Below are 17174 nucleotides of genomic sequence, written 5' to 3'. Positions count from 1 at the left end.
GCTTACTTTTGCTGGGCTTGGGCCGGGACGGCGTCTGCAAGGATCGTGACGGCGGTCGGGATGCCTTCCGGCACCCGGTCCTGCCCCGCGATGGCAACGGCTTCGCCGGGACTGACCCCCGAAGTGATCACGACACGGTTTCCGATGCGCGCGCCCAGCGTGACGGCGCGATGCGTGGCTTCGCCCGCCTCGGATACGACGACCAGCTGCGCCTTGCCGTCGCCCTTCCGCAGCACGGCGTCTTCCGGCACCAGCAGCGCATCCGGCACCATTCCTGCCGGAACCACAGCCCGCACGAACATGCCCGGCAGCAGGGCAAGCTCAGGATTTGCCACCTCGATGCGGACCGAGACGTTTCCTGTGCCCGGATCGACGATCACATCCGAGAATTTCAGCTGCCCCTGCAGCACAGGCCCCTGATCGTGATCGGTTGCGATCTCGACCGGCCCCAGCCCGGTTTCGGCGGCGCTGCGGACCGCATCAAGCTGGGCCACTGGCAGGCGAATATCCACATAAACCCTGTCGAGGTCCTGAATCACCGCCAGAGCGGTCCCGCCCCCCGGAGAAGCAAGTCCGCCGGGGTCGGCCAGGCCAGCCGCCACATAGCCGTCGATCGGCGATTGCAGCGTCGCAAACTCCAGATCCAGACGCTTTCGCTCGACCTGGGCGCGGGCTTCGGCCAGACCCGCCCCGGCCAGCGCCAGATCGTTGCGGGCGGTATCATTCTTTTCGGTGCTGACCGCGCTGCGGGCCAGAAGCGCATCAGAGCGTTCGACCGCCCTGCGGGCATGGGCTACCCCCGCCTCGGCGCGCGCCAAAGCGGCCTCTGCCATGGCGAGGTCAGCCTTCAGAGGTGCCGGATCAATATGGAAAAGAACATCCCCAGCGGCGACGCGCGCCCCTTCGTCCACCAGCCGCTCTAGGATCACGCCGCCAATCTGAGGGCGAATCTCCACCCGCTGCCAGGCAGCGATCCGACCCGACAATTCCTCCTTCAGCACGACCCGCTCGGGCCGCAGCCTTTCGATCATGACCTGAGCAAAGACATCCTGTCCCCCCGCCCCCTGATCCTTGGTGGACGCGCCGGGCGGAAACAGGACGACAACTAGTCCTGCTGCCAGGACAACAAACAGGGGAATTGCGAGTCTGCGGCGCGTCATGTCTTTCAACCAGCGATTTCTTCAGGCGCTGTGCTGCCGTCACGGCGTCGAAAATCCGCGGAGATATGATGGAGATCGCGTGGAGATCGCCCGCAGTTGGCTCAAGCACACCGTCAGCCGACCCAGGCCCGGTGCGTCAAACCACTCTGGCGATTGTCAGTCGGCCCTTGTCGGCGCAGGCCGTCGTTCCCCGGAATCGAGAACCTCCACGAGAGGCTCGCCGCGCGGCAGGCGCAATGATACGCGCAGGCCGCCGAGCGCCGATTTTCCCAGGTCGACAGAGCCGGAGTAGAGCTCGGCCAGCTCTCGCGTGATCGAGAGGCCAAAACCAAAGCCCGGCGCGCTTTCATCGAGGCGCTGACCTGCCTGTATCGCCTTCAACATCTGATCCGGAGACAGACCTGGCCCGTCGTCCTCGACCACGACGAGAACATCGCGGCCCTGTATGCTTGCTCCTATAGCGACCTTTGTGTGGCTCCATCTGAAGGCATTTTCGAGGACATTGCCAAGCATCTCATCGACATCCTGCGGCTCGCAAGCCACCACAAGATCGGCCGGGAGTTCGTCGATAATCTTGATGGGTTTCTCGGCGTTCACTTTGGCGAGCACCAGAACCAGATCCCGTGCTCGTGATGCGACAAGCGTTCTTGCCCGCACCGGACCACTGGTCGCGGCCGAGCGCGCCCGCCCCAGATGGTGACGGATCCGCCGGTCCATCACCGTCACGAGGCTGTGGAGGCTATTATTGTCGCCGGATGCCTTGGGCAACGCCAGCGACAGGGTTGCGAGGGGCGTCTTCAGACCATGCGCCAGGTTCGAAACATGCCGGCGCGCACGTTCCAGATTTGTGGCGTTCTGGACAAGCAGTGCATTGAGTTCGTCGACCAGAGGCTGCACCTCGAGCGGCTGTCCGTCGGGCAGCCGCTCGCGCTGTCCGGAACGTATCTCGGCAACTGCCTGCCTGAGGTGCCGGAGCGGGCGCAGGCCCAGTTTGACCTGAAGCAGCATGGCGAAGACCAATGCGATCGCGAGGATCCCCAGCGATGCGCCCAGCGTCAACATCGCTTCCTTGAGCGGCTTTTGAACTGCAGATCGTGGCGCGGAAGTCGCGATGGTTACCGACAGACCCTCCACATTGACGCTTTGGATGCGGAAATGGAGCAGTTGATCTAGCGGACCGATGCCATCCGCAGGGGCTGGGCGAGTGTCTGATGGAAGCTTCTCGCTCCTCAGGGGATCCGGGGGTGGCGGCGGCGGCCTGCCGTTGACGTCGGGTGGATCGAGATCGGCCCCGTCGAGAGATCGAGACCGCAAGACATTCTCCGGTCCGGAAATCTTCCAGTACCACCCCTGCTGACGCGTGTCGAAAGGCGGGCCATCCGCATCGCCGACGAGCCTTATGTTGCCGTGATGATCGGCAGTCAGCATCGAGGTCAGGAAGACGATCTGGGCATCAAGCCTCTGATCGATCTGCCCCTGTATGAAACGCTGTAGAACGAAGGCGATCATGATCGCTGCAACAATGAGCGCGACAGCAATGAATACGCCTGCTGCTGCCATCAGGCGTCCGCTCAGCGATTTCCTTTGCGATGTCATCCCGGGATCGCTGAAAGCTTGTAGCCGCGCCCACGCTCGGTTTCGATGGCGTCCTTGCCAATCTTCCGTCGCAATCGCGCGATGATCACCTCCAGTGAATTCGAATCCGTTCCGGCGTCGCCTTCATAGACCTTTTCTGCCAGCAGGCCTCGCTCGACGACCGTCTCCTTGCGCATGATCAGGCATTCAAGAACCCGCCATTCCAGCGCCGTGAGTTTCAATGGAAGTCCGTTGAATTCGAAGAGGCCCGTCTGCACATCCAAAGTCAGCGATCTGCAGGTGATCTTAGGCGTCGCATGGCCGGCGGCGCGTCGGACAACTGCCCGCAGCCGCATCACCAGTTCTTCAACACGAAACGGCTTGGTCAGATAATCGTCGGCCCCCGCCTTGAAACCATCCACCTTGTCGGTCCAGCCATCGCGAGCGGTCAGGATCAGCACCGGAAGCTGACGGCCGTTCTTTCGCCACGCGCGAAGAACCTCGACGCCGGGGACCTTTGGCAGACCGAGATCAAGGACGGCGGCGTCATAGGGTTCGGTATCGCCAAGATGCTGCCCATCCTCGCCATTTGACGCGACATCGACTGCAAAGTTTTCATTGCGTAGAGCTTGGGCGATTTCATGCGCGAGCATGTGATCGTCTTCGACCAAAAGAATCTTCATGCCGGTTTTACCTCGGGTCGACGCTTAGGCGCTGAAGCTTAACGCAACCTGAACGAACTGGTTCAGGTTGGGTTGATCTACGTCTTCTATGCTCTTGCCATTCCAATCTGATAACAGGAGCCATCCATGAATGAAAATGATCCCCTCCGGAAGACGGACCAATCCCCGACTACGACACGGCGTCAGCGGCGCGGTTTGCTGGCAGGAGTCGCGATCGGCGTTCTTTCAATCGGTGCTGCGGCGGGTGCTGTCGGTTTCGAGCTTGCACAGCGCTGGCGCCCGCAGGAGGTCATGTTGCTGCAACCGACCGCGGTCTCTGCTTTGCAGGACGGGAACTCCGCTGCCGTGAAAGGTACCGTTGCCGAGATTTTCGGGAACAAGTTCATCCTCGACGACGGGAGCGGCCATGCGCTCGTCGATCTGGGGCCACGCGGCGAGAATCTCGATGCTGTGACAAAGGGAGAGTCGGTCATTGTCCAAGGCGGGTTTGACGGAGGCATCCTTCACGCCGAGATCGTCTCGCATGGCGACGGCCGCACTCAGTCCTTCGGACCGCTTCCACCCCCACCGATAGGCCCGCGGGGGCCTGGTGTCGATGCCCATCTCTTGTTGCCGCCCGGCGGATTTGCGCCTGGCCGGGCAGAGGCGCCGCTTCCGTCACCCTGAGGCAGACATCTGAATGCGTGATCGGTTTGCTTGCGAACCGATCAAACCTGCGCCGATCTCGTCAGCTTTTCTGACAACGGTCGGCGCAGGAAATATTTGCCGAAGCCACCGCCGTCGCCAGGGTCGAGATCATGTTCGGCCGACTGAAGGAGTGGCGCAGGGGTGCCACCCGCAGCGACAGATGTTCGAAGGCCTTCCTCTCCGCTGCCGGGTTTTGGCTATGAGACAACAGCGAATCCTGATGCTGGCAGGTCGAGGCTGTTGAACCGGGGAAGGACGGCTCGATTTTCCGGCGTCAATGTTCCTTTGCCGAGATTGGGGTCATCCGGACTACCCCCATTGCTGTCCCAGCTGAAAAAGTTGAAGGTCGCCGCGTCCTCCGGCATCGATATGCAGATGCGCGCAGTATAAGAATGCCTCTGGCAATTCTGGTTTCCGGCTGGGAGTTACAGGGACAGAGAGACGCTTGGGACCCTTGCACGATCATCACCAGCCGCCGCGTAACCTCAGCCGCAGGCTGAGGCGGATCGGACTGGTCGACAGGCTTACCAAGGCGCTTGGCGGCCAGGTGGTGCTGATCCATGCGGCCGCTGGATACGGCAAGACCGAGATCATGGCCGCTGTCCACGCGCGGCTGTCCGAGCGGGGCGAGACGGCGGCCTGGCTGACCCTCTCGGCCGAGGACCGGCCCGAGACCATCGCGGCAACCATCGCGACCGCACTCGATCTGGCGGCAGAAGGATGTGCCGCAGTGCTGGACCATCTGCACCGGCGGACCGAGCCGGTGTTCCTCTTCCTTGATGCGGCCGAACAGATCGCCGGGCGCCCCGAGATGCTGGAATGGTTGCTGGCCGACGCTCCGGCCTGCCTGAGGCTGGCGCTTGCCGGCCGCAAGCTGCCGCAGATCCGGGTTTCGCCGTTCCGACTGCGGGGCCTCCTGCACGAGATCGGGTCGAACGACCTGGCGTTCACCCGCGACGAGATCCGCCAGTTGCTCGGCCCTTGGCTGGGTCCCTCCGACCAGGAGACGCTGGCCAGCCTTCTGGGCGCGTGGCCTGCGCTCGTCAGCCTTGCGGCGCTGATCCTGGGGGGGCGGCCTGGCCCGGTGGCGCGCGCGCAGCTGATGGAGGGACGGCATTCGGCGCTGCGCGACTTCATCCTGCAGGAGGCGCTGGAATCCGTCAGCCCGACCGGGATGGCGGTGCTGCGCGCCTGTGCGGAACTGCCGAACTTCACCATCGACATCGCCGCCGACCTTGCCGGGCTGCCGCTGGACGAGGCGACGCTGAACGAGATCGAGTCCCTGCCGCCGCTGATCATCGACGAAGGCCAGCAGATCGGCTGGTATCGTATGCATCCGCTGGTGGCGCAGGTGATGCCGCTGGTATCGGGCGCGGCGGATACGGCCGAGGTCCGCGCCGCCCGCCACGCCCGCGCCGCCAAGCTTTTCGCGCAGCGCGGTCTGCTGGAAAAGTCCGTGCTTCATGCCTCGCTGAGCGGCGACTACGCGCTGGCAGTCGAGACCATCGAGCGGGCGGGCGGGGTGAATGTCTTCCTGCGGGCAGGCTATACGGTGCTGCGCAGCATTGTGCAGGCCGTCCCGCACGAGGTGGTGCGGCAGACGCCCTCGCTGCGGCTGTGTCGTGGACTGATGCTGGCGAAGAGCGGGCGCATCCGCGATGCGCGGCTGACGGTTGACGGGCTGATCGAGGAGACCCGCGCCGGCCATATCCCGGATGCGCCGAACTGGATGGCCGTGCTGGACCACATCTCGCACCTGCTGGATGTCTATGAGGACAGCGCCCTGGACGAGGCCGGGGTGGCCGAGCTGGAGGCGATGACGGCGGGCGAGCGGCGCGAGAACACCTGGCGGCTGGGCTGGCTGTTCAACAACCTGACCATCGCCCATACCCGGCGCGGCGATTTCCAGCAGGCGCAGACCTGCGCGCTGAATGCGCTCAGCTGCTACCAGGAGGAACGGTCAAGCTATCCGCAGGCCTTCATGCTGATCCACCTTGCCTTCGTGAACTTGCGGGCGAACCGGATCGACGCGGCGCTGACGCATGGGAAACAGGCCGAGACCATCATCCGCAGCCGCCAGTGGAACGACCAGAACCTGCTGTCCATTGCCCATGTGCCTGTGGCCTCGACCCATTACCTGTTGGGGGATGTGGCGCAGGCCGAACAGATGCTGGAGCGCGCCATGCCCGTGCTTGCGAGCGGCGAGGGCTGGGTGGATTTCTACGTCGAGGGCTACGTGACTCTGGCCCGCGCCCGGATGGGGCGGAGCGGCTTCGATACTGCCGAGGAAGTGTTGCAGATGGCGCTGGAGGTGGCGGATGCGCGCGATCTCGACCGGCTCAGGCTGTCGATCACCATCCTGCGGCTGGAGCTTCTGGTCCGGGGTGGCCGGCTGGACACGGCCGAGGGCATCGCCCGGCAGCTGTCCGGCCTTGCGGACTGGCCGACCGACCGCGAAAGACGCGAGGCGGCGCTGGCCGTCGCCCGGCTCGACCTGCGCCGCGGCAGGTTCGATGCGGCAGCGGCCCGGCTGGGACCGCTGGTCGAGGACTGCCGGACCCCGGGCCGCGAGGCGATGCTGCTGCGCGCCTCGCTGCTGCAGACCGACCTCGCCTGGGCGGCGGGCGACATGGCGGGGGCGCTGGCGGCACTGCATCAGGCGGCGATCCTGGCGCTGCCCGGCCAGCAGGTGCAGCAGTTCCACGACGAGGGCCCTGAACTTGCGCGCAGCCTGCGCGACCTGACCCGCAAGGCCGGGCTCAGCCGCATCAGTCGGCAGACTGCGGATTATCTGGCCCGCACCGCTGGTTCGGTGCGCAGCCGCCACGACCATGGCATCCTCAGCGAAAGGGAGGCCGAGATTCTTGTCCTTCTGGACGAGGGGCTGACCAACAAGGCCATCGGCCGGCGGCTCGGCCTGGCCGAGCCGACGGTGAAGTTCCACTTGAAGAACCTTTATGCCAAACTGGGCGTCGGCCGGCGGCAGCTGGCGATCAACGTGGCCAAGGGATCGGGACTGCTGCGCCCCGATCCCTGACGGCCGGTCACAGGCCCAGCGGACGGTATTCGGCCTTCAGGCCGAAGGCGCGGGGGCCGAAGACGGCCAGCGCCTCGGGCGTGCGCATGATCGGCGGCACGCGGATACCCAGGATGTCGACCCGCTGGCCGTAGCGCAACCGCTCGGTCGGGATCGCCTCGGCGGTATCGAGGTCCAGCACGCAGATCAGGTCCGGCACCACGGCCAAGACCTCATCCTCGCGTTCGATCACCAGGTTCTCATTCTGGATGCGGATCGAATAGGGCGCGCCGTCGTCGAAAGGTGTGATCGTAACGACGCCCACCGACCAGCCGTTCTCGAACCGGCGCGCGATATCGGTCACCTTGCCGGAGCCGATACGCTCGGCATGGCCGTAATGGGTGGTGCGCAGGAAATCGACCAGAGCGTCGATCGGCTGCACATGGGCGGCATGGGCCTCGCGCACCACCCGGCCGATGTCCTGCGCCAGCGTCATCGTCGCGGGGACGGAGACGCGGCGTGCGGTCGCACCGTCCATGCCGTAGTTCACAAGGCTGGCCTGCCCGCCCATGCGGATGCAGATGCCCCGGGCGATGAATTCGGCCTTGGCGGCGCTGTCGGTCTCGACCAGTGCCAGATTGCCCTTCTCGTCCGCCATGGCGACGGGTGCGGCAGGTACGCCGTAGACGTTGAAGGTCTCCATCTCCAGCTGCGGAAAGGCGCGCCCCATGCCGTCTGCGTCGATCAGCGGCAGGCCGGTCTGCGCGGCCAGGACAATCGGGTAGCAGGAGTTCAGGCCCCCCGCCTCGAACGGCATGATATGGGTGACCCTGTGGCCGGTGGTCTTTTCGTAATACTGCAGCGCCATCAGCATCTCGTCGCCCGAAGGCACCTTTTCCAGCACGATGGTGGGTGCGCCCATCGCCCCGCAGGTGATCACATGGGCGCCGTCCGGCACCTCGTCCAGGCCGATCAGCGTCACGGGCCCGTTTCGCTCCATCGCCGTTCGGGCCAGCAGCTTGCCGATATAGGGGTCTCCGCCGCCGCCGGTGCCCAGCACGGCCGCACCGAAGGCGATGTCTTCCAGATCGGCGGCAGTCAGGATTCTCATGCCGGCAGCTCCTCGATCTTCACATAGGGTTCCTTCAGCCCGAAACAGGACGGGCCGAATACGGCGAGCGCCTCGGGGGTGCGCATGATCTCGGGGACCGAGACCGCCATGACGGTGACCCGCTGGCCGTAGCGCAGATTCTCGGTGGTGATCGGCTCGGCGGTTTCGCTGTCCATGATGCAGATGAGGTCAGGTACGATGGCGCGGACCTCGCCGCCGACGCGGGCGATCAGGTTCTCGTTCTGGATCTCGATCTCCATCACCCCCTTCCAGCGGCCCAGCCCGTCGATCCGCGCCGTGCCCAGGGAGAACCCGTTGCGGGTCTCGCGCCGCATGTCGGCGATCTTGCCGGCAAAGATGATCCGGCCGTAGTGATAGAGCGTGTCGGGCAGGAGCCCGAGCAGCGCGTCGAAAGGATTGCGGTGGCTGGCCTTCGCCTCGCGCAGCATCCGGCCGATGCGGATGGCCAGCGACATGGTGCGGGGCACTGCGGTCCGCTTCACATCGGCGCCGGACATCGCGTATTCGGCGATATAGGCCGCTCCACCCATGCGTATGGCGACCCCCCGCGACAGCCATTCCATGACCCGGTTGTCGGTGGCCTCGATCAGGGCGCTGTCACCCCATTCGTTGCTGACGACCATGGGACAGCCGGGCACGCCGTATACGCCGAAGGTCTCCATCTCCAGATGTGGGAAGGCGCGGCCCATGCCGTCGGCATCGACCACCGGCAGCCCCAGCCTTGCCCCCACCACCAGCGGGATGGTCGAGTTGATGCCGCCCACCTCGATCGGCATGGTATGCGTCGCCGTCCTGCCGAGGCGTCGCTCCAGCCGCTTCAGCGAATGCACGGCCTCCTCGCCCGAGGGCACCTTCTCGACCAGCACCGTGGGGGCGCCCATCATGGCGGTGGGGATGACGAAATCGTCGTCCTTCAGGGTATCGGGATCGACCAGATCGACCTCCAGCCCCTTGTCCAGGCAAATCTGGACCATCTGCCGGCCGATGTAAGGATCGCCACCGCCGCCCGTGCCGAGGAAGGCCGCGCCGACCGCCAGATCGGCAAGGTCCTGCGAATCCAGCTTCATTCCGCGGCCTCCTTCGCCTCGGGCTTCAGGTCGCCGACCGCCTTGATGCGGATGCGGGTGGCCGATCCGGGCAGGTAGGCCAGCGGCACCTCCTCGATGTCCAGGATCTTGACCGTGGCGGCGTCGGCCCCGGCCGCCACCGCATTGGCGCTGGCTTCGGCCTTGGCCTCGGCCAGCACCTCGTCGCGGAAGCGGCCCTCCATGGCATAGATCCGGTCGATCTCGCCGCCGACCTGGGCGATAGCGGCCCCGATGGCATTGGCCTCGCCGGCGTTCTGGGGCTGAAGCACCTCGCTTGCCGAGGGCAGGTCACGCGAGATCAGGATCGACCCGCCGCCGACCAGGATCACCGGCAGCGGTTCGGACGAGGTCTTCATCCGATCCACCGCCTCGTCGACCATGCGGTGGATGGTCCGGATCGCATTCTCGACCAACTCGGGCGACAGATGGGCGACCTTCGACCTGTCGCCCACGTCGGCCAGGCCCGCGGCCACCACCACATCGGTGGTGGTCAGCGTGTCGCCGCCAAAGACCAGCGCCCGGGTGGTGATCTCGTATCCCACCGAATCCGGACCGATCCGCATCCCGTTGTCGCGCACGATGGAACCACCGCCCAGTCCGATGGCCAGGACGTCCGGCATGCGGAAGTTGGTGCGGACCCCGCCGATGTCGACCGCCACGGCACTTTCGCGCGGGAAGCCCTGCATCAGCATTCCCACGTCCGAGGTGGTGCCGCCGATGTCCACCACCATGGCATCCCCCAGCCCCGCCAGCCGCGCCGCACCGCGCATCGAGTTGGTGGGACCCGAGGCGAAGGTCAGGACCGGGTAACGTTCGACATGGCCGGGGGTCATCAGCGTGCCGTCATTCTGGCTGATGTAGAAGGGCGCGGTGATCCCCTTCTCGCGCAGGGCATTGCGGAAGCTTTCGACCACCTTGAACGACAGGTCGGCAAGGCAGGCGTTCATGATCGAGGCGTTCTCGCGCTCCAGGAAGCCGACGCGACCGATCTCGTGGCTGAGGGTGATCTTCAGCTCCGGCACCTCCTCGCGCAGGATCTCGGCCGCGCGCAGTTCCATTTCGGCGGTGACCGGCGAGAAGACCGAGGTGACGGCGGCGCTGCGCAGCCCGCGCTTGCGGATCTCGGCGGCGACCTCGCGCAGGCCGGCCTCGTCCAGTTCCGCGATGAGGCGGCCGTCGTACTCGTGCCCGCCCCGCAGCAGGAAGCAGTGCCGGCCCAGGGCATCGGCCAGATCGGCGGGCCAGTCGGTCAACGGCGGCACGCCCTTGGTGGCGGGCAGGCCGATGCGGATGGCGGCGACTTCCAGCAGACGGCGGCGTTCGATCACGGCATTGGTGAAATGCGTGGTGCCGATCATCACCGCCTCGATCTGCCCGGCCGAAACGCCGGTCCGCTCCATCACGATGGTCAGCGCGGATTTGATGCCCGAGCTGACATCGCTGGTGGTCGGGGATTTGCAGGCGCCGATCACTTGGTCGCCGTCGAGGATGGCAGCATCCGTGTTGGTGCCGCCCACATCAATGCCGATACGCATTGGCAGGTCCTTTCATCAGGGATTGATCGGCGGTTCAGCCCGCCGGAAGAAGTCTTGCGCGGCCGGGGTCCCAGCCGATCTGGACGGTGTCGCCGGGGTGCCAGCGGGCCAGGTGCGACTGGTTCTGCCTTTCGGCCACCAGCTCTTGCGCACCGACCCGCAGGCGATAGCGCATCATGGCGCCCTGGTAGGTTTCGCCCACGACCCGAGCCTCCAGCGAGACAAGGCCGTTGCGGGCGACCTCTTCGCCCATCAGGATGTTCTCGGGCCGGACGACAAGCCGCGCGGGCGTGCCCTCGGCGATGCCCGCGCCCCCGGCCGCGAGAAGGCGGCGGCCCTCGAGCACGGCGCTGCCGTGGTCGCCGTCGCGCGGGCCGACCGTCACCTCCAGCACGTTGGACTGGCCGATGAAGGTGGTCACGAACAGCGTAGCGGGTTCCTCGTAGATCTCGCGCGGGGTGCCCGACTGCTCGACCTTGCCTGCGCGCATGACGCCGATCCGGTCGGACATGGTAAGCGCCTCGTCCTGGTCGTGGGTCACATAGATCGTGGTGATCCCCAGCCGCTGCTGCAGGTCCTTGATCCAGAACTTCATTTCCTCGCGCAACGCCTTGTCCAGCGCCGAGAGCGGCTCGTCCAGAAGCAGGATGCGCGGCTGCGTCACCAGCACCCGGGCCAGCGCCACCCGCTGCTGCTGCCCGCCCGAGAGGTTGCGCTGGTAGCGGTCTTCGAAGCCGGAAAGCCCGACTTGGGCCAGGGCGTCGGTCACTGCGGTGCGGATCTCGTCGCGCGACTTGCGGCGCAACTTCAGCCCGAAGGCAATGTTCTCGGCCACGTTCATATGCGGGAAGATCGCGTAGTTCTGGAACACGATCCCGATGCCGCGGCGTTCGGGCGGCAGGTCCGTCACGTCCTGACCGCCGATCAGGATGCGCCCGGCGGTCGGCGCAACGAAGCCCGCCACCATGCGCAACGTGGTGGATTTGCCGCAACCCGATGGCCCGAGCAGCGAGTAGAATTCGCCCTCGGCGATCGCAAGCGACACGTTGTCCACGGCATTTGCATCGCCATAGCTGCGGGTCAGCTGTTCCAGTCGAATGTCGGACACGGGGAGATCGTCCCTTTCAGAATGCGGGAAAAAGGGGCGGCACGTCCGAAGACGGTGCGCGCCGCCCCAGGCGGGGGACTACGATCCGAAGATCTCGTTCACCGTCTCGACGATGTCGATCTCGTGATCGAGGTAGGTCTGCCAGTCGGGGATGTGCAGGCCGTCGGTCGCGTCCGCGGAATTGACCACGCCGAGCGCGGCCATCTTTTCCGGGATCACCGCATCGCGGTTCGAGGGCCGCATCCAGAACTCGTCGGCGAAGGCGGTCTGGTAATCGGCTTCGAGCGTGCGGTTCAGCAGCGCGAAGGCCAGCTTCTTCGACATCGGATCGGCATATCTGCTGATCGTCTTGGTCTGCGTCAGGATGCCCTTGTATTCGTCCCAGTAGTAGAGATCGACCGGAACGCCCTTTTCCTTCTGCAGCAACGCCTCGGCGTCGGATTGCACGGCGATGTCGATCTCACCCCGTTCCAGCAGCGTCGCCATGTTGCCGGTGAAATCCGAGATCTTCATCGGCATCGCGTCGCGCATCGCCTGGTAGCCGGCGTCGAAATCGGTCTCGCTGCTGCCGAAGGCCCAGCTGGAGGCCATGAAGAACATCATCTGCAGCGTGTTCGAGGTAATGTAGGTGCCGCGACGGCCCGCGAATTCCGGCTTCCAGAAATCGCGGAACCCGGTGGGCGCGCCGCCCGCGGCATCGGTGCGGTAGGCGTAGCAATAGCGCGAGAAGGCCCAGGTCACGCCGATGCCGGTGCGCAGGGCGAAGTCCCACAGCTTGGCGGTGTTGGGGACATTGGCCTTGATCTCTTCGACATCGAGGAAATAGTCGCCGGCCTGATGGGTCTTGAACATCTCGGGCAGGTTCCAGTTGCAGATCGCCACCGGAGGCCGCTCGGGCCCGTTGGCGACGAACTTCGGGAACCAGGGGAAGGTGCTGTCATACTGGATCTTGCAGTTGAACTCCTTCTGGAACCTGTCCAGCAGCAGCCGGTTCTGCGTCTCCTGCCAGTAGCCGCCCCATTCGGCGACATTCAGCACATGTCCGCCAGCGTCGAACACCTCGCCGTCATAGGCCACGTCCTGCGACCAGGCGTGGTTGATGTTGAACAGGCTGACACCGGCGGCGGCAACGCCCGTCTTCAGCACGCTGCGGCGGCTTAGTCCTTGCTTTTGCATGGTCTTTCTCCGTGTTGGGCCAACCGGTCTCAGCGCCGGTTCAGCAGGTTCTTGATGTTTACCAGCCGCGAGGCGACCAGCGTCGAGGTGATGACAAGCGCGATGGCGAAGATCCCTGCGGCGGCGGCTGTCGGCTCGAAGGCGTAGCGCAGCGAGGTGTAGATCGCGATCGGCAGGGTCTGGATGTCGGGCGTTGACAGGAACAGCGTCAGTTCGAACTGCCCGAAGGAGATGATGAAGGCGAAGATGGTCCCGGCCGAGACCCCCGGTGCGATGATCGGCAGGGTCACCTTGCGGAAGGCCTGCCAGGGCGTCGCGCCAAGACTGCGCGCCGCCTCTTCGACCGACAGGTCGAAATCGACCAGCGATGCGGTGATCGTCGCCACGATGAAGGGCAGGGTCACCAGCACATGGCCGATCAGCAGGCCCCAGAAGCTGCGCGCCAGCCCCACGCCCGTCCAGACGTAGAAAATATAAAGCGCAAGGCCCAGCACCACGCCCGGCAGCACCACCGGCAGCACGATGATCCCGCGCAGCAGTTCCTTCACCCGGCTTTTCGACCGGGTGAGGAAGATCGCCGTCATCGTGCCCAGCACGGTTGAGATCAGCGTCGTCAGCAGCGCGAGGCCAAAGCTGACGCCGAAGGCGGGCAGGAAGATCTTCGACCGGAAGAACGAGATCACCCAGCGCAGCGACACGCCCTCGGGCGGAAAGGTCAGGAAATCCCCCGAGTTCAGCCCGGCCATCACCACCACCAGCACCGGAACCAGCAAGATGACCAGCGCCACGGCCGAGACCAACTTGAACGTCATCGGGATCGGGTTCACGTCATGCATCACACGCGGCCTCCGGCATTGCGGCGCAGGGCAAGGATGTAGAGCGCCATGGCCATCATCGCGGTGACGAACAGGATCGACGCGATGGCCGCCCCGAACTGCCAGCGCCCGACCTCGGCGATCTGTTGATAGATGTGGATCGGCAGGGTGATGACCTTCCAGCCGCCCATCAGCGCCGGGACGACGTAGGACGAGATCGCCAGCGCAAAGACCAGCAGCGTTCCGGCATAGACCCCGGGCAGCGACAGCGGCCAGGTGATGGTGCGCATGACGTGCCAGCGGGTCGAGCCCAGGCTGCGGGCCGCCTCTTCCAGCGACGGATTGATCGACTTGATCGCGCCGATCAGCGACAGGATCATGAAGGGCAGCGTCACCTGCACCAGCCCGACGATCACGCCGAAGATATTATACATCAGCGGCAGCGGCCGGTCGATTGCGCCAACGCCCATCAGCACCGTGTTGATGATGCCGTTGTCGCCCATCAGCACCATCATCCCGTAAAGCCGGATCACCATGTCCAGTTGCAGCGCCGAGAGGACCAGGATCGTCAGCAGCGTGGCGGCGCCCGGCCGCAGCGTCCGGGCGATGACGAAGGCCAGGGGGTAGCCGATGATCAGGCAGATCACCGTGACCACCGCGCCGATCCCGACCGAACGGCCGATCGCCTCGAAGTAGAGCGCGCGCGAGAAGATCCGCTGGAAATTGTCCAGCGTGAAGTCGCCCTGGAAGGTGATCACACCCGAGGCGGTCTTGTCGAAGCTGATCGCGAAAAGCGAGGCGACCGGGATCAGGAAGAACAGCAGCAGGAACAGGACGGCCGGCACCACCAGCCACCACAAAGCGGGCCGCAGCACGCGCCGCGGCCGGCGGCCGCCGCCGATGGAGATCGCGGTATCGGCCATCCCCGTGCCTATTCCGCGGCCTTGAGGTGCAGGTCCGGCATGAAGTCGTAGCCCGGCATCGCCTTGACCGGCGGCAGCGGGAACGTCAGCGCGGAATGGCTCAGCCGCGACCGCACCAGCGCCGCGGCGATGTTCACCGCCGTCGGGATCGGATCGATCACCGGAATGTCGATGCCGCGCGCCAGAAGCCCCTCGTAGACGCCGCCCGCACAGCCCATCAGGCCGGTGCAGCCGAAGATGATCGCTTCGGCCCCGTCGATCTCGACCGCCTTCTGCGCCTCGTCGACCAGCGCAGCCCGAGTGACGGCCATGTCCTTTTCCAGCTCCAGCACCGGAATGTCGACCGATCGCACCGAGGCCAGACGCGAGGTCAGCCCCGCCACCGCCGCCTGGTTCTCGAAGCTCGGTCGCAGGCGGCGCATCACCGTCACCACCGAGAACTTGTGCCCCAGCATCCCGGCGATGTGCATCCCGGTCTGGCAGGGGCCGAGCACGGGGATCCGCACCGTCTCGCGCGCGGGGCGCAGGCCGGGGTCGCCCATGCAGTCGATGATGACGGCATCGACGCCCTCGCGTTCGGCCTCGATGATGCGGGCCACAGTGTCGGGCACGGCCATCGCGGTTTCGTATTCGCTTTCGATCGAGCCGGGTCCGCGGCTGATCTGCGACCCGGAGACGATGACACCCGGCGATTCAAGCGCGGCAAGCGCACCGGGGGCGCGGAACCCCTGGGTGGAAATCGGCGAGACGACGCGAACATGGATGCTGCGCTGATCCGTCATTGTTACCTCCGTTGGCCATGTTGTTTTCGCAAGGCTGGCACCAAAGGCCGCATCGCAGAACCCGCGACAAGGGATAGGTCGGCAAGTCATAAGGATGCCGAAGATCAGACCGAGGGGCAGAAAAACCTATCCTATCGAATAGGGATATGATTTCAATATGCTGTATCTAAATGATAATTATTGTCGACCTCGGTGCTGCAGCGCCGAAACCGGGGGCTATCCTTCAGGTCCCGCCCGCTTGCGCAGTGCCGGCAGGCGACTCAAGCTCCGGGGCACAGACAGGAAGGAATCGCGCATGAGCCGGGAATTGCCGGAACCCGCCCCGCCGATCGCGGCACGGCTTCGGAAGGCCGCGGAACTGGCCGCCAATATGCTTTACGACGGCCGACGCTACTGGCGCCATTCCTTCACCTGCGGAGCCCGCGGGAAGGAGAACCTGCGCGCCCGTATCGCCATCGGCCTGCATTTCCTGGAATACGGCCTGTCGCTTGCGGGTGCGCAGCCGGGCCACGGGCTGGACAAGGCCCGGCAGCTGGCTGTCGATCTGGGCACCTACATAGACCGCTGCGGGCGGGATGCGACGGTGGAAATCGCGCTGAAGACGCTGGCCGCCTATCTGGCCTTCAACGCGGCGGGAGGTTCGCCGCTGCCCGATCTCGCGGCTCAGGTGGAGACCCTCCGCGACGGCGGCGACAGTGGCCTGCGCGGCGGCAGCGAGGAGGTGACCGCCGGGGAAATCCGCGCCCGGGGGCAGATCGACTTCCTGGCCTTCGCCGAGGCCCGCCATTCCATCCGCCAGTTCGGCCCCGGCCCGGTTGATCCCGAAAAGATCGCGCGGGCGGTGCGGGTGGCGCAGCAGTCCCCCAGTTCCTGCAACCGCCAGACCTGCCGCGCTTGGATCTGGACCGACCCCCTGCCCATGCAGCGGGTGATCGCGCTGCAGAATGGCAACCGCGGCTTCGGCGACCAGTTGGGCGGCGTCGCGGTGGTGACCTCGGACCTCGCGCATTGGGAGACGGCGGCCGAACGCTATCAGGGATGGGTCGATGGCGGCATGTTCGCCATGAGCCTCGCCTACGGCTTCCATGCCGAGGGGCTGGGCGCGGTGATGCTGAACTGGTCGGTGACCCGCCAGCGAGACCGCGAACTGCGCGCGCTGACGGGCATTCCCGACAGCAGCCTCGTGATCACGATGATCGGCTTCGGCAACCTTCCCGAGCGGCTGACTGTCCCCGTCTCGCAACGCAAGCCGCTGGATCTGGCACTGGCGCTGAACGCCCCACTGAAGCGCGAGGGGCGTGCCGCGGGCTGACTGCCCTGGGTTTCGGGAAACGCGCCTTTTCCGAACGCCAGCGCTACACGCGCCGCGATCGGTTTAAAGCGGCACATTTATCCATGCCGTTCAGCATGTTGACCACGATTTCCGATGTGCAAGAAGGAATGGCGGACCCGGAGCGATTCGAACGCCCGACCCTCAGATTCGTAGTCTGATGC

At 65.5% G+C, this 17174-nt stretch carries 14 protein-coding genes and 1 pseudogene; 3 read left to right on the top strand and 12 right to left on the bottom strand.

Annotation, left to right across the window (positions count from 1 at the left end; all coding sequences use genetic code 11):
- Positions 1–2 precede the first annotated feature (2 nt).
- From V7Q39_RS06700 to V7Q39_RS06685, 4 genes are all read right to left on the bottom strand, one after another.
- Positions 3–1031, bottom strand: coding sequence for an efflux RND transporter periplasmic adaptor subunit (locus V7Q39_RS06700; RefSeq protein ID WP_333815784.1), 1029 nt, complete (start codon positions 1029–1031; stop codon positions 3–5).
- A 285-nt stretch (positions 1032–1316) separates the two neighbouring features.
- On the bottom strand, positions 1317–2720 hold the full coding sequence (locus V7Q39_RS06695; protein WP_333815783.1) for an ATP-binding protein: 1404 nt from the start codon (positions 2718–2720) through the stop codon (positions 1317–1319).
- 32 nt (positions 2721–2752) lie between these two features.
- The gene (locus V7Q39_RS06690; RefSeq protein ID WP_333815782.1) at positions 2753–3418 is read right to left on the bottom strand and encodes a response regulator transcription factor; all 666 of its coding nucleotides are present in this window, start codon (positions 3416–3418) and stop codon (positions 2753–2755) included.
- Between the two features lie 225 nt (positions 3419–3643).
- A complete protein-coding gene (locus V7Q39_RS06685) occupies positions 3644–4021 on the bottom strand; it encodes a hypothetical protein (RefSeq protein WP_333815781.1) in 378 nt (125 codons plus the stop codon).
- Positions 4022–4203: 182 nt separating this feature from the next.
- Between V7Q39_RS06685 and V7Q39_RS06680 the strand changes: the two are divergent.
- Positions 4204–4308 (top strand): annotated as a pseudogene (locus tag V7Q39_RS06680) (IS5/IS1182 family transposase); the annotation flags it as partial.
- A gap of 251 nt (positions 4309–4559) precedes the next feature.
- Positions 4560–7142, top strand: a complete 2583-nt coding sequence (locus tag V7Q39_RS06675) for a LuxR C-terminal-related transcriptional regulator (RefSeq protein WP_333815780.1) — start codon at positions 4560–4562, stop codon at positions 7140–7142.
- A 7-nt stretch (positions 7143–7149) separates the two neighbouring features.
- Here V7Q39_RS06675 and V7Q39_RS06670 read toward each other — a convergent pair whose 3' ends face one another.
- From V7Q39_RS06670 to V7Q39_RS06635, 8 genes are all read right to left on the bottom strand, one after another.
- Complete coding sequence (locus tag V7Q39_RS06670; protein WP_333815779.1) at positions 7150–8232, bottom strand: DUF917 domain-containing protein; 1083 nt, start codon at positions 8230–8232, stop codon at positions 7150–7152.
- Complete coding sequence (locus V7Q39_RS06665; RefSeq protein WP_333815778.1) at positions 8229–9320, bottom strand: DUF917 domain-containing protein; 1092 nt, start codon at positions 9318–9320, stop codon at positions 8229–8231. Before V7Q39_RS06665 ends, V7Q39_RS06670 begins: the two co-directional genes overlap by 4 nt.
- The gene (locus V7Q39_RS06660; RefSeq protein WP_333815777.1) at positions 9317–10876 is read right to left on the bottom strand and encodes a hydantoinase/oxoprolinase family protein; all 1560 of its coding nucleotides are present in this window, start codon (positions 10874–10876) and stop codon (positions 9317–9319) included. Before V7Q39_RS06660 ends, V7Q39_RS06665 begins: the two co-directional genes overlap by 4 nt.
- Before the next feature lie 34 nt (positions 10877–10910).
- The gene (locus tag V7Q39_RS06655; protein ID WP_333815776.1) at positions 10911–11984 is read right to left on the bottom strand and encodes an ABC transporter ATP-binding protein; all 1074 of its coding nucleotides are present in this window, start codon (positions 11982–11984) and stop codon (positions 10911–10913) included.
- 78 nt (positions 11985–12062) lie between these two features.
- Positions 12063–13160: an ABC transporter substrate-binding protein gene (locus V7Q39_RS06650; RefSeq protein WP_333815775.1), complete on the bottom strand. Its 1098-nt coding sequence runs from the start codon at positions 13158–13160 to the stop codon at positions 12063–12065.
- 29 nt (positions 13161–13189) lie between these two features.
- On the bottom strand, positions 13190–13996 hold the full coding sequence (locus V7Q39_RS06645) for an ABC transporter permease (RefSeq protein ID WP_333815774.1): 807 nt from the start codon (positions 13994–13996) through the stop codon (positions 13190–13192).
- Positions 13996–14898: an ABC transporter permease gene (locus V7Q39_RS06640; RefSeq protein WP_333815773.1), complete on the bottom strand. Its 903-nt coding sequence runs from the start codon at positions 14896–14898 to the stop codon at positions 13996–13998. The genes V7Q39_RS06645 and V7Q39_RS06640 overlap by 1 nt, the downstream gene beginning before the upstream one ends.
- Positions 14899–14906: 8 nt before the next feature.
- On the bottom strand, positions 14907–15680 hold the full coding sequence (locus V7Q39_RS06635; protein WP_333815772.1) for an aspartate/glutamate racemase family protein: 774 nt from the start codon (positions 15678–15680) through the stop codon (positions 14907–14909).
- 295 nt (positions 15681–15975) lie between these two features.
- Between V7Q39_RS06635 and V7Q39_RS06630 the strand changes: the two genes are divergently transcribed.
- Positions 15976–16992, top strand: coding sequence for a nitroreductase family protein (locus tag V7Q39_RS06630; protein ID WP_333815771.1), 1017 nt, complete (start codon positions 15976–15978; stop codon positions 16990–16992).
- The last annotated feature ends 182 nt before the right edge of the window (positions 16993–17174 follow it).

The sequence above is a fragment of the Tabrizicola sp. genome, from assembly GCF_036781545.1.
Taxonomy (GTDB): domain Bacteria; phylum Pseudomonadota; class Alphaproteobacteria; order Rhodobacterales; family Rhodobacteraceae; genus Tabrizicola.
This window is presented reverse-complemented; position numbering and strand designations above follow the sequence as displayed.

Bases quoted from the DNA above. Each gene is read 5' to 3' on its own strand.
- V7Q39_RS06700 (WP_333815784.1), bottom strand. From the start codon at position 1,031: ATGATCGAAAGGCTGCGGCCCGAGCGGGTCGTGCTGAAGGAGGAATTG.
- V7Q39_RS06695 (WP_333815783.1), bottom strand. From the start codon at position 2,720: ATGGCAGCAGCAGGCGTATTCATTGCTGTCGCGCTCATTGTTGCAGCG.
- V7Q39_RS06690 (WP_333815782.1), bottom strand. From the start codon at position 3,418: ATGAAGATTCTTTTGGTCGAAGACGATCACATGCTCGCGCATGAAATC.
- V7Q39_RS06685 (WP_333815781.1), bottom strand. From the start codon at position 4,021: ATGGGCATCGACACCAGGCCCCCGCGGGCCTATCGGTGGGGGTGGAAG.
- V7Q39_RS06670 (WP_333815779.1), bottom strand. From the start codon at position 8,232: ATGAGAATCCTGACTGCCGCCGATCTGGAAGACATCGCCTTCGGTGCG.
- V7Q39_RS06665 (WP_333815778.1), bottom strand. From the start codon at position 9,320: ATGAAGCTGGATTCGCAGGACCTTGCCGATCTGGCGGTCGGCGCGGCC.
- V7Q39_RS06660 (WP_333815777.1), bottom strand. From the start codon at position 10,876: ATGCGTATCGGCATTGATGTGGGCGGCACCAACACGGATGCTGCCATC.
- V7Q39_RS06650 (WP_333815775.1), bottom strand. From the start codon at position 13,160: ATGCAAAAGCAAGGACTAAGCCGCCGCAGCGTGCTGAAGACGGGCGTT.
- V7Q39_RS06645 (WP_333815774.1), bottom strand. From the start codon at position 13,996: ATGCATGACGTGAACCCGATCCCGATGACGTTCAAGTTGGTCTCGGCC.
- V7Q39_RS06640 (WP_333815773.1), bottom strand. From the start codon at position 14,898: ATGGCCGATACCGCGATCTCCATCGGCGGCGGCCGCCGGCCGCGGCGC.
- V7Q39_RS06635 (WP_333815772.1), bottom strand. From the start codon at position 15,680: ATGACGGATCAGCGCAGCATCCATGTTCGCGTCGTCTCGCCGATTTCC.
- V7Q39_RS06630 (WP_333815771.1), top strand. From the start codon at position 15,976: ATGAGCCGGGAATTGCCGGAACCCGCCCCGCCGATCGCGGCACGGCTT.